This is a genomic window from Stenotrophomonas sp. TWI273, from assembly GCF_039674765.1.
Lineage (GTDB): Bacteria > Pseudomonadota > Gammaproteobacteria > Xanthomonadales > Xanthomonadaceae > Stenotrophomonas.
Window position 1 is genome coordinate 25668 of record NZ_JBDJOA010000005.1, and the last position, 23880, is coordinate 49547.

Genomic DNA, 23880 nt, shown 5'->3' on the forward strand with positions numbered 1-23880 from the left:
TACCGGCACCTTTTCGGATGGATCCCGGCCCTGATGTCTTCCCTCGCTACCCGTTGCCTGGCCCTCGCCGGCCTTGTCACCCTCGCTGCCCCGACGTTGGCCGCTCCCCCACCCAGCGCCGAGGTGGCCAGCCGCCAGCTGGTCGAGGCGGTCACCTGCAAGCGTCACCTGACGCCTGCGCAGTTCGCCGCGCTGGCGAAGGTGCTCAAGCCGACCGAGCTGCAGGCTTACGGCGAACTGTCCGATGGCGAGTATGCGCTGACCACGCCGCTGCTCGTGCTGGGCCAGCCAGTGAACCGCCTGCACCTGTACGACGGTGCCAACGGCGAGGACAGCATCGACAGCTATACCGCCTACTTCAGCACAGCCGGTATCGAACAGATCGCAGCGCTGGCGAAGATTCCGCGCAACGAAGCCGGCGACTACACCCTGGAAGTGGGCCGCCACGACCTGAGCGTGCGGCAGGACGAGGGCCAGGCCTCCATCGCCTGCTCCTACGACCTGCGCTGAAGCACCTCACCTCGGCGCCTGCGCGCGCCATGAAAGCCCGCGCGCGCAGGCGTAGAATGGCGGGGTGAATTTCCCCGTCCAAGCCATCACCCTAGACCTCGACGACACCTTGTGGCCGTTCGCCCCCATCGGCGCCCGCATCGACCAGGTGTTGTACGAGTGGATGCTCCAGCACAGCCCCGCCACCGCCGCGATGTACCCGGTGGCGGCGATGCGCGAACTGCGCGAGCGCTCCTTCCATGACAACCCGCACCTGCACTACGACCTCAGCGCGCTGCGCCGGTTGACGCTGAGCGAGGCGCTGGAGAAAAGCGGCGCCGATCCGGCCCTGCTGGAACCGGCCTACGAGGCGTTCTACGCCGCGCGCAACCAGGTCGAGTTCTATCCGGATGCGATGGACGCGCTGGCCCGGATCGCCGCACGCGTGCCGGTCGCCGCCCTCAGCAACGGCAATGCCGACCTGCAGCGCATCGGCGTGTCCCACCATTTCACCTTCCAGCTCGGCTCGCGCGAGCACGGCGCGGCCAAGCCCGCAGCGAGCATCTTCCATGCGGCCTGCGAGCGCCTCGCGGTGGCCCCTGCCCACGTGCTGCACGTCGGCGACCACGCCGAGATGGACGTGGTCGGTGCGATGCAGGCCGGCCTGCGCGGCTGCTGGATCAACCGCGAAGAACACCCCTGGACCCACCCTTCACTGCAGCCCGATCTGCAGTTCGACACCCTGACCGGGCTGGCCGACTGGCTGGATGCGAACGCATCCGCCCAGCACGCGTAAGCCGCCGCCCAAGGAGCACTCGAGTCCCATGTCCCAGATCAACGGTTTCACGTCCGACACCTCGCATGCGCTGCCGCTGCATGTGATGACCCGCGAGCAGTACGCCGGCTGGCGTGCGCAGCAATCCGACGCGCTCGGCGCGTGGCTGGACGCGCAGCGCTTCAACGGCAGCGGTGGCAGCGTGGTGCTGCTGCCGGGCGAGCACGGCCTGGCCGGCGCGATCGTCGGTGTTGGCGACCCGGGGGATGTCTACAGCTACGCGCACGCGCCGTTCGCGCTGCCGGAAGGCACCGTCTGGACACTGGCGGATGCACTGGCGCCGGAGATCGAGACCCTGCTGCAGATCGGCTGGGGCCTGGGCAGCTACCGCTTCGCGCGCTACCGAACGCCCAACCGCGCGCCGGCCCAGCTGGCTGCCACGCCTTCGGCCGAAGTGCGCGATGTGATCATCGCCAGCCTGCGCGTGCGCGACTGGGTCAACACCCCGACCGAGGACATGGGTCCGCAGCAGCTGGAAGATGCCGCGCGCGAACTGGCCACCGCGCATGGTGCGCAGATCGACGTGATCACCGGCGATGCGCTGCTGGAGCAGAACTTCCCGTCCATCCACGCCGTGGGCCGCGCCTCGCATCGCGCGCCCCGCCTGATCGTGCTGCGCTGGGGCAACGCAGGCCAGCCGCACGTGGCGCTGGTCGGCAAGGGCGTGTGCTTTGACACCGGCGGGCTGGACATCAAGCCGGGTGACGGCATGCGCAACATGAAAAAGGACATGGGCGGCGCCGCGCACGCACTGGGCCTGGCCGGCCTGATCATGGCCCAGCAGTTGCCGGTGCAGCTGACCCTGCTGATCCCGGCGGTGGAAAACGCGATCGGTCCGGATGCGTTCCGCCCGGGCGAAGTGATCGCCACCCGCAAGGGCCTGAGCATCGAGATCGACAACACCGATGCAGAAGGGCGCGTGATCCTCGCCGATGCGCTGACCTACGCCAGCGAGCAGCAGCCGGAGATCGTGCTCGATTTCGCCACCCTGACCGGCGCGGCCCGCATCGCGCTGGGCCCGGACCTGCCGGCACTGTTCAGCAACGACGACACCCTGGCCCAGCAGTGGCTGCAGGCCGGTGAATCGGTGCGCGATCCGGTCTGGCGCATGCCGCTGTGGCGCCCGTACCTGCGCTACCTGCACAGCAACATCGCGGATCTGGCCAACGCCGGTTCGCGCATGGCCGGCTCGGTCACCGCCGCGCTGTACCTGGAGCGATTCATCGCCGAAGGCCAGACCTGGGCGCATCTGGATGTCTACGCCTGGAACGACGGCGAACGCCCGGGCCGTCCGGCCGGTGGCGAAGCGCTGGCGCTGCGTTCGGCGTGGGCGATGCTGAAGACGCGGTACGCCTGAGGCTGCACCGGCTAGTACCCGGTACGCGCTGTTCCCACGATCCCCGCTCCGGCGGGGATCGTCGTTTCTGCAGAGTTGGCGAAAATGTGAATATCGGCCTGCGCCGGGTTCTGACACCATGCTCCTGTCGCCCACCCACACACATCGTGAAGGCAGGAATCCGGACATGTCGCTCTTCGGCTATACCCGCGCTGGTCGCGAACCGGGCGCTCCACGCCCTCAATCACCGCTGCTGTGGATCGCGCTGATCGCCCTGATCTCGGGTGGCCTGGTGCTGGCCTTCGCCTGGCTGGCCGGCTGGATCGGCCGCGACCGCGTCACCGCGCAGACCTTCACCGATGCCATCGAGGCGACCGGCCCCCCGCAGCCCGGCTTCCGCCGCGCGCATACCAAGGGGGTCTGCGTCAGCGGTGTGTTCCAGGGCACGCCGGAAGGCGCGGCGCTGAGTTCGGCCCGCGTGTTCCGGCAGCGCCAGGTACCGGTGTTGGGCCGCCTGTCGATCGGCGGCGGCGACCCGCATGGCGCCGACAACAAGGCCCGCGTGCGCAGCATGGCGCTGCAGCTGGTCAGCGACGATGGGCAGGAATGGCGCATGGCGATGAACAGCTTCCCGTTCTTCGCGGTGCCCACCGCCGAGGCCTTCCTGGAACAGACCCGCGCCGGCACGCCGGACCCGGCCACCGGTAAACCGGACCCGGCAAAGATGGCCGCCGTGCTGGAGAAGTACCCCTCCGCGCGTGCCTTCCAGCAGTGGGCCAAGACCGCCCCGTGGTCGAACAGCTGGGCCAACACCCCCTACAACGGCGTCAACAGTTTTCGTTTCACCGCCGCCGATGGCAGCCACCACTTCGTGCGCTGGAGCATGCGCCCACAGGCGCCCTTCGAGGACATGACGCCGGAACAGCGCGCGCAGTCCGACGATGATTTCCTCAGTGAGGAGTTCGCGCAGCGGCTGGCACAGGGCCCGGTGCGCTGGGACATGTGGGTGACGATCGCCAACGACGGCGACCCGATCAATGACCCCTCGCAGGTGTGGCCGGAAGACCGCCGCCAGGTGAAGGCCGGCACGCTGACCCTGAGCAGCATGCAGCCGCAGGCCACCGGTGCCTGCCGCGACCTCAACTACGATCCGCTGATCCTGCCCAGCGGCGTGGCCGGCACGGATGATCCGATCCTGGCCGCACGCTCGGCGGTGTATTCGCAATCGTTCAATCGCCGCGAGCGCGAAATCGCCAGCGGCAAAGCGCCCGCCGCCACGGGCAAGGAAGGTGCGCGATGAACCGTGATGCCGGCCATTTCAATCTCCTCGCGCGCATCCTGCACTGGCTGATGGCGGCGATGATCCTGACCATGCTGTTCGTCGGCGTGACCATGGTCGCGTCACTGCACTGGCGGCCGATGCTGATCGACCTGCATCGGCCACTCGGCATCGCCATCCTGCTGCTGGTGCTGGTGCGCCTGTACAACCGCCTGCGGCATCGCCCGCCGCCGCTGCCGGCCGACCTGCCCGCCTGGCAGGCCGCGGCGGCGCATGCCTCGCACTGGGTGCTGTACGGGCTGATGCTGGCCATGCCGCTGGTCGGCTGGGGCATGCTCTCTGCCGGCGGCTACCCGATCGTGATGGGCGGCGGCGTGCACCTGCCCGCGATCCTGCCGCACAACCCGGCGCTGTACGCGGCGCTGCGCAATGCGCACAGCCTGCTCGCCTATGTGCTGTTCGCCACGGTGGTGATGCATCTGTCAGCCGCGCTGTTCCACCTGTGGGTGCGCCGCGATGGCGTGTTCCAGGCGATGGCGAAGGGGCCGGGCCGCACCTCCCCCACCGACACCGATCCCCGGTAGCCACCGACCGTTGGTCGGTGGTATCGGATCGCATGCATCGCTGGCACCCCGGTAGTGCCGGCCGCTGGCCGGCTCCCGTTATTCTCGACAGAGAGGGTGCAGAGCCGGCCAGCGGCCGGCACTACAGCCAGCCTTTCTGCCGCGCCAGCCGATACGCCTCGATGCGGTTGGCCACACCCAGTTTGCCGATGCATTCGGACAGGTAGTTGCGCACCGTGCCGTGCGAGAGCCCGAGCTGGGTGGCGATCTCGCTGGCCGAGCGTCCGTCGCCGGAAAGCCGCAGCACCTGGCGCTCGCGGTCGTTGAGCGGATCGGCCTGCGACCAGGCATCCAGCGCCAGCTGCGGATCGATCGCGCGGCCGCCGTGCTGCACCTGGCGCAGTGCATCGGCCAGGCGTTCGGCCGGGGCATCCTTGAGCAGATAGCCGCAGACGCCGGCATCCAGCGCGCGGCGCAGGAAGCCGGAGCGCGCGAAGGTGGTGACGATCACGACCTTGATCGGCAGGCCCTGGCGGGCGATCCGCTGCGCCAGTTCCAGCCCGGACAGACCGGGCATTTCGATATCGGTGACCAGGATGTCCGGGTGCAGCTGCTGCAGCATCCGCCACGCGGCTTCCCCATCGGCGGCGCTGCCCAGCACCTCGATATCCGGCTCCAACCCGAGCAGCGCGGACAAGGCGCCACGCACCATCGCCTGGTCTTCGGCGAGCACGATGCGGATCATGATGCACCCCCGGCAGGCAGCGACGGCGCTGTCGGCACCTCCACCGGCGCCACCACGGCGGTGGTCGCGGCCGGCAAGGTGACCCGCACCGTCACGCAGGTGCCCTCCCCTTTTGCGGACTGCACCGCCAGGGTGCCACGCAGTGCAGCGACGCGTTCGCGCATCCCGGTCAGGCCGTTGCCATCGACGTGGGCGCCGCCGCGCCCGTCATCACGGATCTGCATCAACAGACTGCGCCCGTCCTGCTCGAAGGTGATCCACGCCTGCCGCGCCTGTGCATGACGGGCGACATTGGTCACCGCCTCGCGCAGCACCAGCGACAGCGCCCGCTCCGTATCGACCGGCATCGGCGGCGGTGGCGCGTAGTGCAGATGCACATGCTGGTACTCCAGCAGCAACCGCGCCGAGGCGAGTTCGGCCGCCAGATCGCTGGCGCGGATACCGGTGACTGCACTGCGCACTTCGGCCAGCGCCTGCCGCGCGATCGTTTCAGCCTCGTCCACTTCGCGGCGCGAGCCGGCTGGATCGCGGTCGGCCAGCTTGCGCGAGAGCTCAAGCTTCAAGGTGATCAAGGACAGCGTATGCCCCAGCAGATCGTGCAGATCGCGGCCAATGCGCTCACGTTCGGCCGTTGCCGCCAGCCGACGCACTTCGTCCTGGGACAGCTGCAGCGCTGCATCCTGTTCATGGCTCGCGGTTTCGAAATTGACCACCAGGCTGATGATCATCGCCATGCTCGGGATCCAGATCAGCGCCTGCCACGGATAGTGGGCCAACAAACCCACCACCACGAACAACGCGTTCAAGCCCACCAGCTGCAGCAGATAGCGCCCATAGCCACTGCGGCGCGAGACGCGCAGGGTGACACAGCCGAAAATGAAGTAGCTCACCGCCGAGGGGTACCACGCCAGCGGCACCAGCCCCAGCACCACCATCGACAGCGCATAGCGCGGCGCGTGGCAACGCGGTGCGAGCAGCACACCGGCGTACAGGACCAGGAACACCGGGTAGGTCAGCAGGGTCAGCGCCGCCCATCGCCACGTGTAGCCACCGCCGAACAGCGGCGTCAGGAACACCCACAGCGTCCACAGCAGGTGGATCGCATCGACCCACGGCGATCTGCCGCGCCGCAGGTTCTCGGCCACGGCCGAATCCGGCGCGGGGCGCAGCAGGGAGGCGAGCCGACTGAAGGACACGGACGATTCCAAGGCAGAACGAACAGGCGCGATCATGCCACTTCAGCCGATCCGCCGCAGGCGGCGCCGTGCCAGCCCAAGCGCCACGACGGTAATGCAAAGCAGTACGGCCACGTGGACCCAGGCACTGCCCTGCGCCGGCTGACCGACCGCCGGCAATGCCAGCTGGGCCAGATGCCAGGTCGGCCACAGCGGCGCCATGGCGCTGAACAGCGGTGGCAGCATCGACAGCGGCAGCCACAGCCCGGACAACAACGCCAGCGGCAGATAGACCAGGTTGACCACCGCCGGCGCCGCGTTGGCGCTGACATGGCTGCCGATCAACAGGCCGATCGCGCCCAGCGGCAGCGCCGCGAACGCCGCCACCGCCAGCAGATGAAGCGCGGCCCAAGGGGTGACAGACACGCCGGCGCCCATCGCCACCGCCATGAGCAGCACCGCCACCAGCACCGCGAACAGGACGGCCATCAGCAGGCGTGCGAGCAGGGGTGCCATCGGTGGCATCGGCAGTGCACGCTTGAGTGTGAGCAGGCCGCCCTCGCGGTCCAGCGCCAACTGCACGCCGAAGCCGAACAGCGCCGGCGCCATTGCACCGAACACGCAGTAGGTGGCCAGCAGATAGATCGAGGCCTGGCCGCGACCGAGCAGCACACCGAACAAAGAATAGAACAACACCGGGAACAGCAGCGACGGCAGCACGAAGCCCGGGTAGCGCCAGGCACGCCGCAGTTCGCACACGATCTCGGCGCGGTAGATCGGCCACGCGGGCACGCGGGCGGACGTGGCGGATACGGTTTCAGTCACGGTGTTCATGCGGCCTCCCGGGTCAGTTCAACGAAGGCGTCGGCCAGCCCGCCGCCATGCACGTCCAGTTCCTGCAGTTGCGGATCTTCGGCGAGCAGCCGCGCGACCACCGGCTCGGCCGGTTCGGCCAGCAGCTGCAGGTGCAGGCCATCGCGGACCGCCTCGCGCACGCCCGGCCAGGTCTTCAGCGTCTCCACGTCCAGTGCGCTGCGGCAGCGGATGCGACGCGGCGCGAGCTGCTGGCGGAACTGCGCCAGCGGACCATCGGCCAGCACCCGGCCCTGTTCGATCACCACCACGCGCTGGGCCAGCGCCTCGGCTTCTTCCAGATAATGCGTGGTCAGCAGCACACCGCAGCCCTCGGCCGCCAGCTGCCGGATCGCCTGCCAGAGCTGCTGCCGCGCCTGGATGTCCAGGCCGGTGGTCGGCTCATCGAGGAACAGCAGCTGCGGCCGCCCGCAGACCGCGATGGCGAACTGCACCCGGCGCTGCTGGCCGCCGGACAGCGTTCCGTAGCGACGCCGGGCAAGATCGGTCAGCCCGGCCAGTGCAAGGCAGTCCGCCAGTGAGCGCGGATCGACGTAACAGGTGCGCGCCAGATCAATCAGTTCCCGGACCTGCAGCACCGGTGGCAACGCGGTGGCCTGCAGCATCACCCCGATGCCGCCGCGACGGTCCCGATCCTGCGGGTCGCCGCCGAGCAGCTCCACCCGACCCGCATCCGCGCGGCGCAGGCCCAGCAGCAGCGAAATGGCCGTGCTCTTGCCGGCGCCGTTGCGGCCGAGCAGGGCCAGCACTTCACCGCGGTGCAGCGAGAAACTCACGCCCTGCAGGGCGGCGACGTCACCGTAGTGGACCTGGACGTCGTGCAGACAGGCCAGTGGCGAGGCAGTGGATTCAGTCATGGCGGACTCCCGGAGAGGACACCCACAGCTTCTGCTGCCGGCCGCGGCCACCCCAGTGGCCGTCGTCAGCCCATGCGGGTGACAGCTGTCACTGCCGCCGCCGCAGGCCGCCGGGCATGCTGTGCACCACCCCGGCCACCGTGCCGGTTTGCCCCCCGGCCGCCGATGCGGTCACACTCGGCCCGATTCCCCGTCCAGACTCACGATGAACGCATCCGCTGAACTGCTCAAGGAACTCCGCATCGACCGCAAGGCCGGTTCCCCGCCCCCGTCGCCCTCGCGACGCGGCCGCTGGATCGTGCTGGCGATCGTCCTTCTCATTGTGTTGGCCGGCCTGGCCTGGTTCGTGCTCGGTCGCGAGCGCCCGATCGCCGTGACCACCGCGCCCGTGGTGGCGATCCAGCAGGGCGGTGCCAGCAGCTCGGTGCTCGACGCCAGCGGCTATGTGGTCGCCCGGCGCATGGCCACGGTCTCGGCCAAGATCACCGGCAAGGTGCGTGAGGTGATGATCGAAGAAGGCATGCGCGTGGAAGAGGGCCAGGTGATGGCCACGCTCGACCCGATCGATGCCAACGCCCAGCGCAGCCTCTCGGCCTCGCAGCTGGAGGCGGCGCGCAGCCAGCTCGCCGGTCTCCAGGCCCAGGTGGCCCAGGCCGGTGCCGAAGCCGGCCGCCTGCAGGCACTGGTCGGCCAGCAGCTGGTCTCGCGCTCGCAGTACGACCTGGCCATCGCCCAGCGCGACAACCTGCGCGCCCAGCTCAGAACCGCCCAGCGCAATACCACCGTGGCCAGTGACTCGCTGGCGATCGCCGACCTCGGCGTGGACAACAACATCGTGCGCGCGCCGTTCTCCGGCGTGGTCACCGCCAAGGCCGCGCAGCCGGGCGAGATCGTCTCGCCACTGTCGGCCGGTGGCGGGTTCACCCGGACCGGCATCGGCACCATCGTGGACATGGAGTCGCTTGAGATCGAAGTCGAGGTCGGCGAATCCTTCATCGGCCGCGTGCAGCCGAAGATGCCGGTCGAAGCCACCCTCAATGCCTACCCGGACTGGAAGATTCCGGCCGAAGTGATCGCGATCATCCCCACCGCCGACCGCGGCAAGGCCACCGTGAAAGTGCGCGTGGCGCTGAAGACAAAGGACCCGCGCATCGTTCCCGAGATGGGCGTGCGGGTCAGCTTCCTGGAAAGCGCCCAGCCCGCCGAAGCCGCCAAACCGCAGGGCGTGCGCGTGCCGGCTTCGGCGATCGTGGAGCGCGAGCAGAAGACCGTCGCCTTCGTGGTCAAGGACGACGCGCGGGTGGAACAGCGCGCGATCACCGTGGGCACCACGCTCAACAACGACCGTCAGGTCACCCAAGGCCTGAGCGCCGGCGAGGTCGTGGTAACCACCCCACCGGCCGAGCTCCATGACGGCAGCAAGGTCACCGAAACCCCCTGACGGGCCAGCAGCTGCGTCACGCGAGCCGCTCTCACGCTCGCGGCAAGTGCGATTCCCTCGTGCCGTCACGGCGCGCACGGTGGCGGCTGTCCGTCACCGCGGAACCCGGCGGCCCTCGCCCGGGCGCGCCGTACGCACTTTCTTCCCGATCCACGGAGAACCACCCATGTCCACCCTGGTTTCGCTCCGCAACATCACCAAGACCTACCAGCGCGGCCCCGAGAAAGTGCAGGTGCTGCACGGCATCGACCTGGACATCCAGGCGGGCGATTTCGTCGCGTTGATGGGCCCCTCCGGCTCGGGCAAGACGACCCTGCTGAATCTGATCGGTGGGTTGGATACGCCCACCGCCGGCGAGATCGAGATCGAAGGCGAGCGCATCGACCGCATGAGCGGCGGCCAGCTCTCGACCTGGCGCAGCCACCACGTCGGCTTCGTGTTCCAGTTCTACAACCTGATGCCGATGCTGACCGCCCAGAAGAATGTGGAGCTGCCGCTGCTGCTCACGCACCTGGGCCCAGCGCAGCGCAAGCGCAATGCCGAAATCGCGCTGACCCTGGTCGGCCTTGCCGACCGCCGCAGCCACCGCCCCAACGAACTGTCCGGTGGCCAGCAGCAGCGCGTGGCGATCGCCCGCGCGATCGTTTCCGACCCGACCTTCCTGATCTGCGATGAGCCCACCGGCGACCTGGACCGCCAGTCCGCCGAGGAAATCCTGGGGCTGCTGCAGCAGCTCAACCGCGAACACGGCAAGACCATCATCATGGTCACCCATGATCCCAAGGCCGCCGAGTACGCCACGCACACGGTGCACCTGGACAAGGGCGAACTGGCCGATGCGCCAGCGGCCCACTGACGGAGGAGGTGGCGATGAAATACTTCTCGCTGGTCTGGGCACAGCTGTTCCGCAGCAAGACCCGCACCCTGCTGACGTTGTTGTCGGTGGTGGCGGCCTTCCTGCTGTTCGGCATGCTCGATTCGGTCCGGGTGGCGTTCAACTCCGGCGGTGACACCATCGAAGGCGCCAAGCGGCTGGTGGTCTCCTCCAAGCTCTCGATCACCCAGAGCCTGCCCCTGCGGCTGCTGCGCGATATCGAAGCCACCCCGGGCGTGCGCAAGGTCAACTACGCCATGTGGTTCGGCGGCATCTACCAGGACCAGAAGAACTTCTTCCCGAGTTTCTCGGTCTCGGACAACTACATGGACCTGTACCCGGAGTTCGAGCTGCCGCCCGAGCAGGCCGAGGCATTCAAGAACACCCGGACCGGTGCACTGGTCGGTGAAGCCCTGGCCAAGCGCTTCGGCTGGAAGCTGGGCGACACCATTCCGATGCAGGCCACGATCTTCCCGCGCAAGGGCAGCAACGACTGGCCGCTGGAATTGACCGGCATCTTCCGGGCCAGGGACCGCAACAACGCCGGTGCGGAGAACCAGATGATGCTGCACTGGAGCTACTTCGATGAATCCAACGACTACATCAAGAACCAGGTCAGTTTCTATACCGTGCAACTGGAGAACCCTGCCCATGCCTCACGCGTGGCGCAGGCGATCGATGCGCTGTCGCTGAACTCCGATCATGAGACCAAGTCGCAGACCGAGGCCTCGTTCTCGCAGGCCTTCGCGAAACAGTTCGCCGATATCGGCCTGATCGTCACCGGCATCATGGCCGCGGTGTTCTTCACCCTGGTGCTGCTGACTGGCAACACCATGGCCCAGGCCGTGCGCGAGCGCATCCCGGAGCTGGCGATCCTCAAGACGCTGGGCTTCAAGGATGGCACCGTGCTGGTCCTGGTGATGGTCGAGTCGGTGCTGCTGATCGTGCTCGGCGGGCTGATCGGCATGGGTCTGGCCTCGATCGTGATGCCCGTGATCAGCGCCAGCAGCCAGGGCATGATCAGCCTGCCCGGCGTGCCACCGCAGACGTGGGGGGTGGCGCTGTGCCTGATGGCGGTGATCGGAATCGTGGTGGGCCTGCTGCCGGCATTGCGGGCGCAGCGGTTGAAGATCGTCGATGCATTGGCCGGGCGCTGAGGAGACCACCATGAAAACGCACTGGATGTGGAACGTAGTGACCGTGGTGGCGTTGCTGGTCGCCCTGGTGGTGTGGATCGTGCTGCCGTGGTGGATGGTGCTGGCGATCGCCGTGCTGCTGGCCGCGTGGCTGGTGCTTACCCGCAGTGGCCGCTTGTCGCTGGCAGCCGCACGGATCGGCATTGCCAGCCTGCCGCAGCGCTGGGGTGCCTCCTCGGTGATCGTGGTCGGCATCGCCGGCGTGGTCGGCGTGCTGGTGGCGATGCTGGCGATGGGCGATGGCTTCAAGGCCACCCTGGAGCGCAGCGGCAGCGATGACGTGGCGATCGTGCTGCGCGGCGGCTCGCAGGCGGAAACCAACTCGGTGATCATGCGCGACCAGGTCCCGTTGATCGAGAACCTGCCCGGCGTGGCCCGTGGCAGCGACGGCAAGCCGCTGATCTCCGCCGAGCTGTCGCAGGTGATCAGCCTGCTCTCGCGCAGCGACCACAGCGATACCAACGTGCAGTTCCGTGGCGTCGGCGAGCAGGCGTGGGCGGTACGCGACAACGTGCGCATCATCGCGGGCCGCAGGTTCAAGCCCGGCCTGCGCGAAATCGTGGTCGGCAAGGGCGCGCAGGCACAGTTCGAGGGCCTGGAGATCGGCAAGACCCTGCAGCTGGGCAAGCAGGAATGGACCGTGGTGGGCGTGTTCGCCTCCAACGATGTGCACGAGTCGGAGCTGTGGTCGGACACGCAGACGCTGTCCACCACCTACAACCGCAGTGCGTATCAGTCGGTCAACGTGCGCACCGAGGGGGCGGCGGGCTTCAAGCAGTTCAAGGACGCCATGGAGGCGGACCCGCGCCTGAAGCTGGATGTGGAGACTACCCGTGACTACTACCGCAAGCAGTCCGGCGGCCTGAGCAAGCTGATCAGCATTCTGGGCACGGTGATCGGCGCGATCATGGCGATCGGCGCGGTGTTCGGTGCGCTCAACACGATGTACGCGGCCGTGGCCACGCGCGCGAGAGAGATCGCCACCATGCGCGCGATTGGATTCCGCGGCGTGCCGGTGGTGACCGCGGTGATGCTGGAGACGATGCTGCTGGCCCTGCTCGGCGGCCTGCTCGGTGGGCTGGTGGCGTGGCTGGTGTTCAACAACTACACCGTCTCCACGCTGGGCAACAACTTCAGCCAGGTGGTGTTCCAGTTCCAGGTTTCCCCGCAGCTGCTGTGGACGGGCCTGAAGTGGGCACTCGGCATCGGCCTGGTCGGCGGCCTGTTCCCGGCACTGCGCGCGGCGCGGCTGCCGATCACCACGGCATTGCGCGAGACCTGAGCGATACGTTTGAACAACGCGCGTGCGCGTGATCGCGCACGCGAAATACCAAGCCTGGAACCGCACTTGCAAGAGTGCGGTTCTTTTTTTGTGCGTGCGTGTTCACTGCACGTTTAGCTGTCGATCGCGCAGCTGTACGCGCGCTGCGACGACACGCCGCACGCACTCAAGTTGCCTCGCACGTCGCCGCTATTGCTGCCTCGGCCCACCGCGAGGGTGCTGTTGTCTTCGCGCTGCACGACGATGTGAAAAAGGTTTCGTCTGAATGCGTGGTTTTGTCAGCAATCGTTCATTTACAGCGGTTTTTACGCTTTCAAATGAAAGTAAAAAATTTGAAAAGTCATTAGACTCCCGCCCCCCACGTCGTGGTGTGTTGTTCCCCACGCCGCCCCAACGGGCGAATGTTTTTACCGAGAAAGAGAAACGCACGGATGTATTTGAAGACCAATCCGCTGCGCAACGCGATCGCCATCGCGCTTGTCGCCAGCTGCAGTGTCCCCGCCTTCGCACAGAGTGCCGATGACGGCACCACCAACCTGGATCGCATCGAGATCACCGGCTCGCGCATCCGCCAGGCCAGTGTCGAATCGGCCCAGCCGGTCGTCGCGCTGAATCGCGCCGAGATCGAGAAGAAGGGCTACGTCAACGTCGCCGACATCCTGCAGGACGTCACCGCCGCCGGTTCGCCGAGCATGAGCCGTGCCTCCTCGCTGGAATCGGGTCGCGACTTCGGCGGCATGTACGTGAGCCTGCGCAACCTGGGCCCGGAACGCAGCCTGGTGCTGATCGACGGCCGCCGCATGGGCGTCAGCGCCGGCGGTTACTCCGATCTGGCCTCGATCCCGTCCTCGATCGTGGAGCGCGTGGAAGTGCTGACCGACGGTGCCTCGGCCCTGTACGGCTCGGACGCCATTGCCGGCGTGGTCAACATCATCACCCGCAAGAACTTCGACGGTGCCGAAGTCAGCGCCTACGTCGGCCAGTACAGCGAAGGCGACGGCCAGAAGACCGCCTACAGCGCGACCTTCGGCAAGACCTTCGACCGTGGCTGGGTCACCGTGGGTGGCGAGTACACCGACGAAGATCCGGTCCTGGGCGGCGCGCGTGCGTTCACCGCATACCCGAACGGCCCGCGCCACACCGGCGACGGCCTGAGCGGCGTCACCCCGTGGGGCTACGCGACCGTGGATGGCAAGAACCTCAGCGTGGGCCCGGGCGGCGATCCGACCCAGCTGGGCAATTTCAAGCCGGCGGACAAGGCCAACGACGCCAACACCAAGACCAACATGAGCCTGGTCACCGGGCTGCAGCGCAAGTCGGTGTTCGCCAACGGTGGCTTCTCGATCACCGATGACCTGCGCCTGGTCGCCGATGCACTGTACAGCGAGCGCGAGTCCAGCAAGCAGCTGGCCGGCTACCCGTACCAGAGCACCGGTTCGCGTGCGCTGCTGTCCAAGGACAGCGCGTTCAACCCGTTCGGTCGTGACGTTGCCTTCGCGCATCGCACCGAAGAGCTGCCGCGCGGCACCGAAAACAACCTGACCACCAAGCGCGCCAGCCTGGGCCTGGAAGGCAGCTTCGAGACCGGTTCGCGGTACTGGGACTGGAACGTCAGCTACATGTACAACCGCAATGAAGGCGAGCGCATCGGCACGGGCAGCATGTACCAGCCGAACGTGAACCAGTCGGTCGGCCCGTCGTTCCTGGATGCCAACAACGTCGCCCATTGCGGTAGCGTCGGCAACGTGATTGCCGGCTGCACCCCGTGGAACCCGCTGGCCCCGATGGGCTATACCGGCCCGGGCTCGCTGAGCAACCAGGACGTGCAGGACTTCCTGTTCACCCGCTTCACCGACAAGATGCAGAGCACCACCAAGGTGGCCAGCGCCAACATCTCCGGCTCGCTGTTCAGCCTGCCGGCCGGTGACATCCTGGGTGCACTGGGCGTGGAGCACCGCAGTGAAGAAGCCAGCTACTCGCCGGACCTGATGGTCCAGAAGGGCCAGATCGCCGGCACCACCGGCCAGCCGACCCAGGGCGATTACTCGCTCAACGAGGTCTACCTGGAACTGCAGGTCCCGCTGCTGGCCGACATGGCCTTCGCGCGTGAACTGTCGCTGGACATGGCCGGTCGCTATTCGGACTACAACAACTTCGGCTCGACCACGAACACCAAGTTCGGCCTGAAGTGGAAGCCGATCGACAGCCTGCTGGTGCGCGCCACCTACGGCACCGGCTTCCGTGCACCGACCGTGGAAGATCTGTACGGCGGCACCACCAGCACGCGCGATTCGTACACCGATCCGTGCGACACCAGCTTCGGCGCGGCTGCCAACAACCCGCAGGTCCTGGCGCGCTGCCTGGCCAACGGGGTCCCGGCCAACTTCCGCCAGCTCGCCGCTGATGGCACCGCCGCGACGGTACCGGGCCAGCAGGGTGGCACGGACTTCAGCTCGGGCTCCAACGCCGCACTGAAGCCGGAAACCGCCAAGACCTGGACCGTGGGCGTGGTCTACAGCCCGGAGTTCGTCTCGGGCCTGGACCTCAGCCTGGACTGGTGGAAGATCCGCATCAACGACGTGATCGTCGGTGAGTCGGCCACGGATATGCTCAACCAGTGCTACGTGCTGGGTGTGGATGCCGCATGCGACCGCTTCACCCGTGCCAAGTCGGGCCGCACCATCGGTCAGGTCAACGGTCTGGACCGCACGCTGTTGAACGCGGGCTACCAGGAAACGGCCGGCTATGACCTGTCGGTCCGTTACCGTCTGCCGGAGCTGGCGATCGGCAAGTTCGCGGTCTCCTGGAACACCACGTACGTGGACTACCTGGAGCGCAAGAACGACAACGTCGACACCACCCCGGTGCGTCAGTACACGGGCTGGGAGGGCAACTTCCGCGTGCGTTCGAACCTCAATCTGGACTATCAGTACGGCAACTTCGGCCTCGGCTGGACGGCGCGTTACTACTCCAGCATGAAGGAGAACTGTGCGTACACGACCGAGTGCAGCAATCCGGGCTTCAGTTCGGCGTACACGGGCCGCCAGGGCATCAACAAGGTGGGCTCGAACACGTTCCACGATATCCAGGTGCGTTATGTGCTGCCGTGGAATGGCACGGTCTCGATGGGCCTGAACAATGTGTTCGACCATCAGGGTCCGATCATGTACAGCCAGCCGAACAGCAGCTTCACGTACTACGGTGGGTTCGATATCGGCCGCTATATGTACATGAAGTATCAGCAGCGTTTCTGATCGGGTTCGCCTGATCCACCTTTTCTGATCTGCGGCTTACTCTCTCCAAGCCGCTGAGTGGAAGTAAGACGGCGCCTTCGGGCGCCGTCTTTTTTTTGATCTCGCGAGACTGCAGGAGGTGTGAGTTGAGACGCAACAGCAGAGCAACAGCGCAAAAGCGCAAAAGCGCGTAGGGCTGCGGTCGCGCTGGTTGGGGCGGGCACGGGTGGGTTCGCGGGACCCGCTGCAAGTACGTCCACGTAAGCTCGTATGCCGCCATCCATGGCGGCATACGGTCCCGCCAACCCACCCGTGCCCACCCTTTGACAGTGGGCTGGTGCGCAATGGAACAGCAGCACCGCGGCTGCGGCTTTTGATCTGCCCGGCTTTGATCTGCGCGGCTTTCATCTGCTCAGCGTTGATCCGCCCAGCTTGATGGGCTCAGCGTTGCTTTGCTCTGCCTCACAGACTCCGCTCCACCTGCTTGGCTACGCTCTGTCGTGGCTGCGCTCTATCCTGGCCGCCCTCTGTCTTGGCTGCGCTATGACTTCGCTACGCTTCGACGGGCGTTGCTTCCACCGGATCAATACGCTCGGCGCTGCAGCAATGGCGCCGCAGCGCCGTGCCGCCTGTCGCTTTGACTTTGGCCACCAGCCCACTGTCGGAGGCGGGGTGTGGGTGGGTGCGCGGGACCATATGCCGCCATGGATGGGTTCACGGCGGGTCCCGCGCACCCACCCACACCCCGCCTGGCCACGCACCCCGGCAAACCAGGGCTCAGGCTTTCAGGCTTTCAGCCTTCAGCGCTTCAACGCACCACCCACCCGCGACCGCCACACTCCGTCGCCGATGAACAGCAGCAGCCCGGTCCAGATCGCCGCGAAGCCCACCGCCTTGGCCGTATCGAACGGCTCGCGGAAAAAGAACACGCCCAACAACAACCCGATACTGGGCGCGATGTACTGCAGAATCCCGACCAGCGACAACGGAATCCGCTTCACCCCGTACGCGAAGCCGATCAACGGCAACGCCGTCACCGCACCGCCGAAGATCAACAGCGCATCATTGCGCCAGCCCCAGCCGCTGAAGAAACCGCCCCCGTGCCCGTTCTCGCTCCACAGCGCGAACCCGATCGCCGGCAGGAACAGATACAGACTCTCCACGCCGAGGCCGGCCACCGGGTCCACCGAGATCATCTTGCGCAGCAGTCCGTACAGGCCGAACGAACAGGCCAGCCCCAGCGCGATCCAGGGCGGCGTTCCCGCATCGAGGGTCAGCCATGCCACACCGAGGGCCGCGCAGCCCACCGCGAGCCACTGCAGGCGGCGCAGGCGCTCTTTGAGCACCACCACGCCGAGCACCACGCTGACCAGCGGGTTGATGAAGTACCCCAGGCTGGTCTCGATCACGTGCCCGGCGTTGATCGCCCAGATGTACAGGCCCCAGTTGAACGCGATCGCCACGCTGCTCAGTGCCAGCGTCGGCAGCGCGCGCGGCTGCGCGGCGATGGCCTTCCACCAGCCCACTCCGTTGCTCAGCAGCAGCCAGGCCACCACCAGCACCGTGCTCCAGATGATGCGGTGCGCGATGATCTGCTGCGACGGGACCGCTTTGAGCAGGTGCCAGTAGACCGGCACCAGGCCCCACAGGGTGAAGGTGAAGGCAGTGATCGCGAACCCGCGGCGTTGTTCCTGCAGGCTGTGTTGGGCGGGCAGGCTCACTTCGCGCGCGTCCGGGCCAGGGTCAGCACCACCACGCCGGCCAGGATCACCGCCATCGCGAGGAAGTCGCGGCCGCCGAAATGCTCGTTGCCGATGATCACGCCCAGGATCACCGCGATCACCGGATTGACGTAGGCGTAGCTGGCCACCAGCGCCGGGCGCACGTTGTGCAGCAGCCACACGTAGGCGGTGAAGGCGACGATCGAACCGAACATGCACAGGTAGGCCACCGCCAGCAGCCCATTCATGCTGGGCCAGGTGGTCGGGCGTTCGCCACTGAGCAGGCCGAGCACGATCAGCATCGCGCCACCGCAGAGCATCTGCCCGGCGGCGGTCATGAACGGGCTGGGCAGATCCAGGCCGCGCGCCCAGATCGAGCCGAAGGCCCAGCCGATCGGGGCGATCAGCAGCAGGATCAACCCCTGCGGCGTGGCGGTCAGGCTGCTGCCGGCGTTGAGCCAGACCACGCCGAGGAAGCCGATCGCGATGCCCAGCCACTCGCCACGGCTGGCGTTCTGCCCGCGCATCGCGCCGAACAGGGCCATCCACAGCGGCACCGAGGCCACGGCGGTCGCGGCCAGGCCCGAGGACACCGTGCGCTCGGCCAGCACCACCATGCCGTTGCCCAGCACCAGCATGGTCAGGCCCATGATCGCCAGGTTGCGCCACTGGCGCCGGGTCGGGGCAGGCGAGCCACGCCAGCGCAGCACGGCGTACATCAGCGAGCCGGCGATGATGAACCGGCCGCCGGAAACCATCGTCAGCGGCAGCGCGCCGCCCTCCAGCGCCAGCCGGATCCCGAGATAGGTGGACCCCCAGACCACGTACACCAGCAGCAGCGCCAGGACGACCAGGCCGCTGCGGGGAGCGGCCGACGGGGATTCGGGTAGGACGGCCATGGGCCACCACAGTGCGGGGGAACACGAATTCTAGGCCGTTGCCGATGGCGCGGCACCCCTTGTGCTGGCACGCTGATTTCACCGGGCCGCCTCGTGCTGCCTGACACGCACCCGTTTTTGACGTGCGGTAAGGTAACAAGAGCAATCCACGCTTCCCCGCCAGGACCCCCTACCCTGTATGAGTACATCCGTCCCCGCCACCGCGGCACCTTCCGACCGGGCCGCCCTGCGGCGTTCCATCTCCAATACCCTCAAAGGCTCGGCCGGCAATCTGGTCGAGTGGTATGACGTCTACGTCTACTCGGTCTTCGCGGTCTACTTCGAATCCCAGTTCTTCTCGGCCGCCGACAAGAACTCCACGATGTACGTGTGGGCGATCTTCGCCGCCACCTTCCTGATGCGCCCGATCGGCGCGTGGTACTTCGGCCGCTTCGCCGACCGCTACGGCCGCCGGCTGGCGCTGACGGTGTCGGTCACGGTGATGGCCGCCTGTTCGTTCCTGATCGCGATCACCCCGACCGCCTCGCAGATCGGCATCTGGGCGGCGGTGATCCTGCTGTTCGCGCGCCTGCTGCAGGGCTTCGCCACCGGCGGCGAGTACGGCACCAGCGCGACGTACATGTCCGAGGCCGCCATCCCCGGCCGGCGCGGCTTCCTGTCCTCGTTCCACTACGTCACGCTGGTCGGTGGCCACGTGCTGGCGCAGCTGACCCTGCTGGGCATGCTGACCTTCTGGGACAAGCCGGAGATCTCCGCCTGGGGCTGGCGCGTGGCGTTCGGCATCGGCGGCATCGCGGCGATCGTGGTGTTCTGGCTGCGCCGGAGCATGGACGAATCGCTGCAGACCGATTCCATCGAAGCCGCACGCGATGGCCGCGCCAAGGCCTCCGGCTCGATGCGTGAGCTGTTCGTCAACCAGTGGCGTCCGCTGCTGCTGTGCTTCCTGATCACCGCCGGCGGCACCGTCGCGTTCTATACCTATTCGGTCAACGGGCCGAAGATGATCCAGAGCGCATTCGCGGGCGATGACGTCATGACCGGCACGATGATCAACCTCGGCGTGCTGACCTTCCTGATGGTGCTGCAGCCGATCGGCGGCTGGCTGTCGGACATGGTCGGGCGCAAGAGCCTGCTGGTGTTCTTCGGCATCGGCGGCGTGCTGTACAGCTGGTACCTGATCACTGAACTGCCCAACCAGCACGATCCGTTCATGGCCTTCTTGGTGCTGGGCATCGGCTTCGTGATCCTGACCGGCTACACCTCGATCAACGCCGTGGTCAAAGCCGAACTGTTCCCGACCCATGTGCGCGCACTGGGCGTGGGCTTTGGGTATGCGATGGCCAACTCGCTGTTCGGTGGTACCGCGCCGCTGCTGTACCAGGGCGCGCTGAAGACCGGCCAGGTCGGCATGTTCGCGGTATACGTCACGGCGATCATCGCCGTCTCGCTGGTGGTCTATATGTTCTTCCTGACCAACAAGGGCCCGAACTGGCTTGATGGCACGCGCAAGTAACCGCGGCACGGCCCACCCCGCGATCGCGCGGGGTGGGGGGATGCTTGCGATGCTGGTCCCGGGCTTCGCCCAGGCCGGCACCGCTGCTCATGCAATCAGCGCCCCTGCGGGCGCTGCATTGTTATGGGGGGCTGCCCTGCTCGCCACCGGCACGACCGTGGCGTGGGTGCTGGGTCGGCCATCGGCACAGGCCCGCTGGCCGCGTATCGGTTTCGGCCTGGCGCTGCTGGCGGTGATGTTCGCCCTGGCCCTGCAACTGGCGGCCGACCTCGGCAGCGGGCACAGCGCGCTGCAGCTGCGTTTCGGCCGGCATGCCGCCAGTGCCGACACCCAGCCGGCGCGGTTCGGCTGGATGATCGCCTGTTACCTGGCCGCGCTCGCGGCCAGCGGCTGGGGCGCCTGGCGTCTGTTGCGGCGGCGCTGAGCGCCGCCGACGGTACGCCTCAACGGCGCGCCGATTCGCTCTTCTCGCGCTCGGCGCGGAACTCGGAGCCTTCTTCCCACTGCGGCCAGCGACGGCTGTTGGCCAGCTCTGCGCCCAGGTCGTAGACCAGCAGGGTATCGGCGGCGTGGCCGCTCGGATCCCAGCTCGGGGTCCACGCATCGCAGGCCTGGTGATAGCAGGCAGCGAAGTAGGCATCGCGCAGCTCTCGGCCCTTCTCGATCCCACCCTCACGCATGTCCAGCCCCGGCCCGATGGTGATCGCCGGCACGCCGAGGCGGGCGAAGGCGAAGTGGTCGGCGCGGTAGAAGAAGCCCGCTTCCAGGTTCGGATCCGGCGAATAGGTGCGGCCACGGGCCTTGGCCACGCGCTCCAGGTCGCCTTCCAGCGAAACCCGGCCCTTGCCCCACGACGCGATATCGCGGGTCGGGCCATCCGGGCTGAACATCTCGATGTTCAACACCGCGGCGGTCTTGTCCAGCGGGGCCAGCGGGTGCGCGGCGTAGTAGCTGGCACCGAGCAGGCCCTTCTCTTCGGCGGTCAGCGCCACGAAGTACAGCGTGCGCTGCGGCTGCGGGCCGGCAGCGAAGACGCGGCCCAGCTCGAGCACGGTGGCCACGCCGGTGGCGTTGTCGATCGCGCCGCGACGGATGCGGTCGCCCTTGGCATCGGGCTGGCCGATACCGAAGGCATCCCAATGCGCGGAGAAGATCACCGCTTCATCGGCATGCGCGCCGCCCGGCAGCTTGGCCACCACGTTGCGGGTGATCACCTGCTCGCGCTTGAGCTTGAAGTCCACCGAGAGCTGCGCATCGCCCAGCGCGACCGGCTTGAAGGCCGGGGTCATCGCACGGCGCTTCTCGGCCTCGAAATCCAGGCCCGCATCGCGGAACAGCTGCTCGGCCAGGCTGCGCTGCATCCAGCCGCGCACCGGCACGTGCTGGGCCAGGGCCTGCTCGCGGGTGCGTTCGATATCGAACAGCGGCGAGGTGCCCGAACTCTTCACCGTGGCCCAGCCATACGCGGCCGGCGCGGTCTCGTGCACGATCAGCACGCCCTGCGCACCGCGGCGCGCGGCCTCTTCGAATTTGTACGTCCAGCGGCCGTAATAGGTCACCGCCTTGCCATCGAACGCGCCCGGCTGGTCGGCCTCGAAATCGGCGTCGTTGATCAGCACCACCGCGATCTTGCCGTGCAGATCGACGTCCTTGTAATCGTTCCAGTGGCGCTCGGGCGCATCGATGCCGTAGCCCACGAACACCAGCGGAGCGTTCTTGATCGCCACCGCATCCTGCGGACGCAGGCTCTGCAGGGTCACGTCTTCGCCATTGACCAGGGCGCGCTGCTTGCCCTTCTGGCGCAGCTGCGCACGCACCGGGCCATCGACCTGCGCACGCACCATCGGCACCGGCTGCACCCAGCTGCCGTCGACGCCGCCGGGCTGCAGGCCGTACGTCTTGAACTCTTCGATCAGGTACTGGACGGTGCGCTCTTCACCCGGCGTGGCCGGCGCGCGGCCTTCGAACGCGTCCGAGGCCAGGATGCGGACATGCCGCGACAGGGCCTGGGGATCGATGCCGCCACCGGGCAGGTCATTGGCGGCGTGGGCCAGGCCGCCCACGAACAGGCAGGACGACAGCAGCAGCATGCGCATCGGATTCACGGCAGACACCAGGACGGAAAACAGGACACCGGAGTGTAACGTGACACCTCCGTGACCGTGCACTAGCGCCGATCGCGATCCAGCCAGCAGGCCAGGCCCTGGGCGTTGAGTTCGATGTCCATCGCCAGCACCCGGGTCACCGCCTCATCATCGAGCGGACAGCCATGCGCCTGCGCGCGTTCCAGGTACAGCGCGGTCAGCGCCGCGACCAGGCAGCGATGCCGATCCGGCCGACCATCGCATTGGCGACCGATCTCGACCATCGCATCGATCTGCTCGACAAGATCCGCCGCCAGTTTCCGCGGCGGTGCCACGCGCCCGTAGTGGGTCAGGTACATGGCCTGTGGATCGTAGGCCAGCATCTTCGCGATCGACTGCTTCAGCGGCTCGGGATCGAACTGCACCGGCGATGAGGTCGGCACGATGAAGGCCCCCTGCGCGCTGTCCAGCTCGCGGTAGGACAGCCCGAAGGTATCGCCGGTGAACCAGCTGCGGCTGCGTGCATCCCACACGCACAGATGATGACGCGCGTGCCCGGGCGTATCCACGCACAGCAGCGGGCGGCCGGCCAGATCCACGGTGTGGCCCTCCTCGGCAATCACCACCCGGTCGGCAGGGACCGCCAGGATCGGCCCATAACTGCGCGCGATCTCCGCTTCGCCATAGACCTCGGTGGCACCGGCGATCAGCCGGGCCGGATCGATCATGTGCGGCGCGCCGCGCGGATGCACCACCAGCGTGGCGTTGGCCAGCTGCTGCATCAGCAGGCCGGCACCCCCGGCATGGTCCAGGTGCACGTGGGTGAGGATCAGCCAGTCGACCTGCTCGGGTGTGCAGCCGGCGCGCGCCAACGCGGCGAGCATCGCCGGCACGGCCAGGCCGGTACCGCAATCGATGAACGCCGCCCGGCCGTTCTCGACAATCAGGTAGGCGGCATCGAAATCATCGCGCTGGAACGCGGTGTCAATCGTATGAATGCTGGGCTCGGAGTGCATCAACACATCCCTGGCACGAAACGCCTCCATCTTACGTCGATCAGTGCAGCGGCTTCGATGCGGCTTTGGTCGCAGTCGCGCTCAGCAGTGGCCCACGCAGCAGCACCGCGGCCACCATCACCGCCAGGAATGCACCGTAGGCATAGAGCACCGCCAGCACCTGTCGCCAGATCGGTCCGGCATCGTTCTGGACCACGCCGATGTGGTGGCCCCACAGCATCGCCAGGATGCTCAGCACGAAGGCCAGCACCAGCGCAGCACCATCGAACACGCGGCGCGCGGTGCCACGCGGCTGGCGCGGAAACAGCCAGTACAGCGTGCCCAGCAGCACGAACCAGGGCAGGAACAACAACAACGACAACCAGGCCATCGCAGTCTCCCGTGCAGGAACACGCCCCTGCGGCGTGCAGGGGCATCATGCCATAGCGGTTGCATCGACCCACGGTCGATGCCTGCGTGATGGGGCGTT

Annotated in this window: 22 protein-coding genes; 13 read left to right on the forward strand and 9 right to left on the reverse strand. The window is 67.4% G+C overall.

The annotated features are described in order from the left end of the window. Positions 1-33 precede the first annotated feature (33 nt). The 5 genes from ABE571_RS08320 to ABE571_RS08340 all read left to right on the forward strand — a co-directional run bounded on the left by ABE571_RS08320 (position 34) and on the right by ABE571_RS08340 (position 4523). Entirely contained in the window at positions 34-510 is a 477-nt protein-coding gene (locus tag ABE571_RS08320) for a hypothetical protein (protein ID WP_313208837.1), read from the forward strand. 64 nt (positions 511-574) lie between these two features. Then, a complete protein-coding gene (locus tag ABE571_RS08325) occupies positions 575-1285 on the forward strand; it encodes an HAD family hydrolase (RefSeq protein WP_102788871.1) in 711 nt (236 codons plus the stop codon). A 28-nt stretch (positions 1286-1313) separates the two neighbouring features. Next, complete coding sequence (locus ABE571_RS08330; RefSeq protein WP_313208838.1) at positions 1314-2681, forward strand: leucyl aminopeptidase family protein; 1368 nt, start codon at positions 1314-1316, stop codon at positions 2679-2681. Between the two features lie 166 nt (positions 2682-2847). Beyond that, complete coding sequence (locus ABE571_RS08335; RefSeq protein ID WP_346464193.1) at positions 2848-3960, forward strand: catalase family peroxidase; 1113 nt, start codon at positions 2848-2850, stop codon at positions 3958-3960. After that, entirely contained in the window at positions 3957-4523 is a 567-nt protein-coding gene (locus tag ABE571_RS08340) for a cytochrome b/b6 domain-containing protein (RefSeq protein WP_313208840.1), read from the forward strand. Before ABE571_RS08335 ends, ABE571_RS08340 begins: the two co-directional genes overlap by 4 nt. A gap of 121 nt (positions 4524-4644) precedes the next feature. On the opposite strand, the gene ABE571_RS08345 is transcribed toward ABE571_RS08340, so the two are convergent. From ABE571_RS08345 to ABE571_RS08360, 4 genes are read right to left on the reverse strand one after another with little or no spacing between them, the layout of a single operon-like run. Beyond that, positions 4645-5247, reverse strand: a complete 603-nt coding sequence (locus ABE571_RS08345; protein WP_346482634.1) for a response regulator transcription factor — start codon at positions 5245-5247, stop codon at positions 4645-4647. Beyond that, entirely contained in the window at positions 5244-6479 is a 1236-nt protein-coding gene (locus ABE571_RS08350) for a sensor histidine kinase (protein ID WP_313208842.1), read from the reverse strand. Before ABE571_RS08350 ends, ABE571_RS08345 begins: the two co-directional genes overlap by 4 nt. A gap of 6 nt (positions 6480-6485) precedes the next feature. Next, entirely contained in the window at positions 6486-7256 is a 771-nt protein-coding gene (locus ABE571_RS08355; RefSeq protein ID WP_313208843.1) for an ABC transporter permease, read from the reverse strand. After that, complete coding sequence (locus ABE571_RS08360; RefSeq protein ID WP_313208844.1) at positions 7253-8152, reverse strand: ABC transporter ATP-binding protein; 900 nt, start codon at positions 8150-8152, stop codon at positions 7253-7255. Before ABE571_RS08360 ends, ABE571_RS08355 begins: the two co-directional genes overlap by 4 nt. Before the next feature lie 205 nt (positions 8153-8357). Between ABE571_RS08360 and ABE571_RS08365 the strand changes: the two genes are divergently transcribed. The 6 genes from ABE571_RS08365 (at position 8358) to ABE571_RS08390 (ending at position 16199) form a co-directional block, all read left to right on the forward strand. After that, on the forward strand, positions 8358-9593 hold the full coding sequence (locus ABE571_RS08365; RefSeq protein ID WP_346493544.1) for an efflux RND transporter periplasmic adaptor subunit: 1236 nt from the start codon (positions 8358-8360) through the stop codon (positions 9591-9593). 166 nt (positions 9594-9759) lie between these two features. After that, complete coding sequence (locus tag ABE571_RS08370; RefSeq protein ID WP_313208846.1) at positions 9760-10449, forward strand: ABC transporter ATP-binding protein; 690 nt, start codon at positions 9760-9762, stop codon at positions 10447-10449. Positions 10450-10463: 14 nt separating this feature from the next. Further along, positions 10464-11624 (forward strand): FtsX-like permease family protein, encoded by a 1161-nt coding sequence (locus tag ABE571_RS08375; protein ID WP_346493545.1) that lies wholly within the window; start codon positions 10464-10466, stop codon positions 11622-11624. Positions 11625-11634: 10 nt separating this feature from the next. After that, a complete protein-coding gene (locus ABE571_RS08380) occupies positions 11635-12945 on the forward strand; it encodes an ABC transporter permease (RefSeq protein ID WP_313208848.1) in 1311 nt (436 codons plus the stop codon). A gap of 98 nt (positions 12946-13043) precedes the next feature. Then, entirely contained in the window at positions 13044-13292 is a 249-nt protein-coding gene (locus ABE571_RS08385) for a hypothetical protein (RefSeq protein WP_146027597.1), read from the forward strand. Positions 13293-13376: 84 nt separating this feature from the next. Then, the gene (locus ABE571_RS08390; RefSeq protein ID WP_346493546.1) at positions 13377-16199 is read left to right on the forward strand and encodes a TonB-dependent receptor; all 2823 of its coding nucleotides are present in this window, start codon (positions 13377-13379) and stop codon (positions 16197-16199) included. A gap of 779 nt (positions 16200-16978) precedes the next feature. On the opposite strand, the gene rarD is transcribed toward ABE571_RS08390, so the two are convergent. Both rarD and yedA read right to left on the reverse strand, forming a co-directional pair. Further along, positions 16979-17899, reverse strand: coding sequence for an EamA family transporter RarD (rarD, locus tag ABE571_RS08395; RefSeq protein WP_313219913.1), 921 nt, complete (start codon positions 17897-17899; stop codon positions 16979-16981). Beyond that, complete coding sequence (yedA, locus tag ABE571_RS08400; RefSeq protein WP_313219912.1) at positions 17896-18798, reverse strand: drug/metabolite exporter YedA; 903 nt, start codon at positions 18796-18798, stop codon at positions 17896-17898. Before yedA ends, rarD begins: the two co-directional genes overlap by 4 nt. Positions 18799-18976: 178 nt before the next feature. Here yedA and ABE571_RS08405 point away from each other — a divergent pair, with 178 nt between their 5' ends. Together ABE571_RS08405 and ABE571_RS08410 are read left to right on the forward strand one after the other, a co-directional pair. Continuing rightward, positions 18977-20311 carry an MFS transporter gene (locus ABE571_RS08405; protein WP_313208852.1) on the forward strand — a complete coding sequence of 445 codons (1335 nt, stop codon included), beginning with the start codon at positions 18977-18979 and terminating at the stop codon, positions 20309-20311. 40 nt (positions 20312-20351) lie between these two features. Continuing rightward, a complete protein-coding gene (locus ABE571_RS08410) occupies positions 20352-20735 on the forward strand; it encodes a hypothetical protein (protein ID WP_346493547.1) in 384 nt (127 codons plus the stop codon). A 19-nt stretch (positions 20736-20754) separates the two neighbouring features. Here ABE571_RS08410 and ABE571_RS08415 read toward each other — a convergent pair whose 3' ends face one another. The 3 genes from ABE571_RS08415 to ABE571_RS08425 all read right to left on the reverse strand — a co-directional run bounded on the left by ABE571_RS08415 (position 20755) and on the right by ABE571_RS08425 (position 23781). Continuing rightward, positions 20755-22407 (reverse strand): M28 family metallopeptidase, encoded by a 1653-nt coding sequence (locus ABE571_RS08415; protein WP_346481178.1) that lies wholly within the window; start codon positions 22405-22407, stop codon positions 20755-20757. 71 nt (positions 22408-22478) lie between these two features. Next, positions 22479-23411 (reverse strand): MBL fold metallo-hydrolase, encoded by a 933-nt coding sequence (locus ABE571_RS08420; protein WP_313208854.1) that lies wholly within the window; start codon positions 23409-23411, stop codon positions 22479-22481. Positions 23412-23451: 40 nt separating this feature from the next. After that, positions 23452-23781, reverse strand: coding sequence for a hypothetical protein (locus tag ABE571_RS08425; RefSeq protein WP_019185526.1), 330 nt, complete (start codon positions 23779-23781; stop codon positions 23452-23454). Positions 23782-23880 lie beyond the last annotated feature (99 nt).

What these genes read in the sequence shown, in the direction of transcription:
- ABE571_RS08340 (WP_313208840.1), top strand. Translation starts at nt 3,957, where the DNA reads ATGAACCGTGATGCCGGCCATTTCAATCTCCTCGCGCGCATCCTGCAC.
- ABE571_RS08330 (WP_313208838.1), top strand. Translation starts at nt 1,314, where the DNA reads ATGTCCCAGATCAACGGTTTCACGTCCGACACCTCGCATGCGCTGCCG.
- ABE571_RS08425 (WP_019185526.1), bottom strand. Translation starts at nt 23,781, where the DNA reads ATGGCCTGGTTGTCGTTGTTGTTGTTCCTGCCCTGGTTCGTGCTGCTG.
- yedA (WP_313219912.1), bottom strand. Translation starts at nt 18,798, where the DNA reads ATGGCCGTCCTACCCGAATCCCCGTCGGCCGCTCCCCGCAGCGGCCTG.
- ABE571_RS08410 (WP_346493547.1), top strand. Translation starts at nt 20,352, where the DNA reads ATGCTTGCGATGCTGGTCCCGGGCTTCGCCCAGGCCGGCACCGCTGCT.
- ABE571_RS08320 (WP_313208837.1), top strand. Translation starts at nt 34, where the DNA reads ATGTCTTCCCTCGCTACCCGTTGCCTGGCCCTCGCCGGCCTTGTCACC.
- ABE571_RS08390 (WP_346493546.1), top strand. Translation starts at nt 13,377, where the DNA reads ATGTATTTGAAGACCAATCCGCTGCGCAACGCGATCGCCATCGCGCTT.
- ABE571_RS08350 (WP_313208842.1), bottom strand. Translation starts at nt 6,479, where the DNA reads ATGATCGCGCCTGTTCGTTCTGCCTTGGAATCGTCCGTGTCCTTCAGT.
- ABE571_RS08355 (WP_313208843.1), bottom strand. Translation starts at nt 7,256, where the DNA reads ATGAACACCGTGACTGAAACCGTATCCGCCACGTCCGCCCGCGTGCCC.
- ABE571_RS08360 (WP_313208844.1), bottom strand. Translation starts at nt 8,152, where the DNA reads ATGACTGAATCCACTGCCTCGCCACTGGCCTGTCTGCACGACGTCCAG.
- ABE571_RS08370 (WP_313208846.1), top strand. Translation starts at nt 9,760, where the DNA reads ATGTCCACCCTGGTTTCGCTCCGCAACATCACCAAGACCTACCAGCGC.
- ABE571_RS08420 (WP_313208854.1), bottom strand. Translation starts at nt 23,411, where the DNA reads ATGCACTCCGAGCCCAGCATTCATACGATTGACACCGCGTTCCAGCGC.
- ABE571_RS08365 (WP_346493544.1), top strand. Translation starts at nt 8,358, where the DNA reads ATGAACGCATCCGCTGAACTGCTCAAGGAACTCCGCATCGACCGCAAG.
- ABE571_RS08345 (WP_346482634.1), bottom strand. Translation starts at nt 5,247, where the DNA reads ATGATCCGCATCGTGCTCGCCGAAGACCAGGCGATGGTGCGTGGCGCC.
- ABE571_RS08380 (WP_313208848.1), top strand. Translation starts at nt 11,635, where the DNA reads ATGAAAACGCACTGGATGTGGAACGTAGTGACCGTGGTGGCGTTGCTG.
- ABE571_RS08415 (WP_346481178.1), bottom strand. Translation starts at nt 22,407, where the DNA reads ATGCGCATGCTGCTGCTGTCGTCCTGCCTGTTCGTGGGCGGCCTGGCC.
- ABE571_RS08375 (WP_346493545.1), top strand. Translation starts at nt 10,464, where the DNA reads ATGAAATACTTCTCGCTGGTCTGGGCACAGCTGTTCCGCAGCAAGACC.
- ABE571_RS08335 (WP_346464193.1), top strand. Translation starts at nt 2,848, where the DNA reads ATGTCGCTCTTCGGCTATACCCGCGCTGGTCGCGAACCGGGCGCTCCA.
- ABE571_RS08405 (WP_313208852.1), top strand. Translation starts at nt 18,977, where the DNA reads ATGAGTACATCCGTCCCCGCCACCGCGGCACCTTCCGACCGGGCCGCC.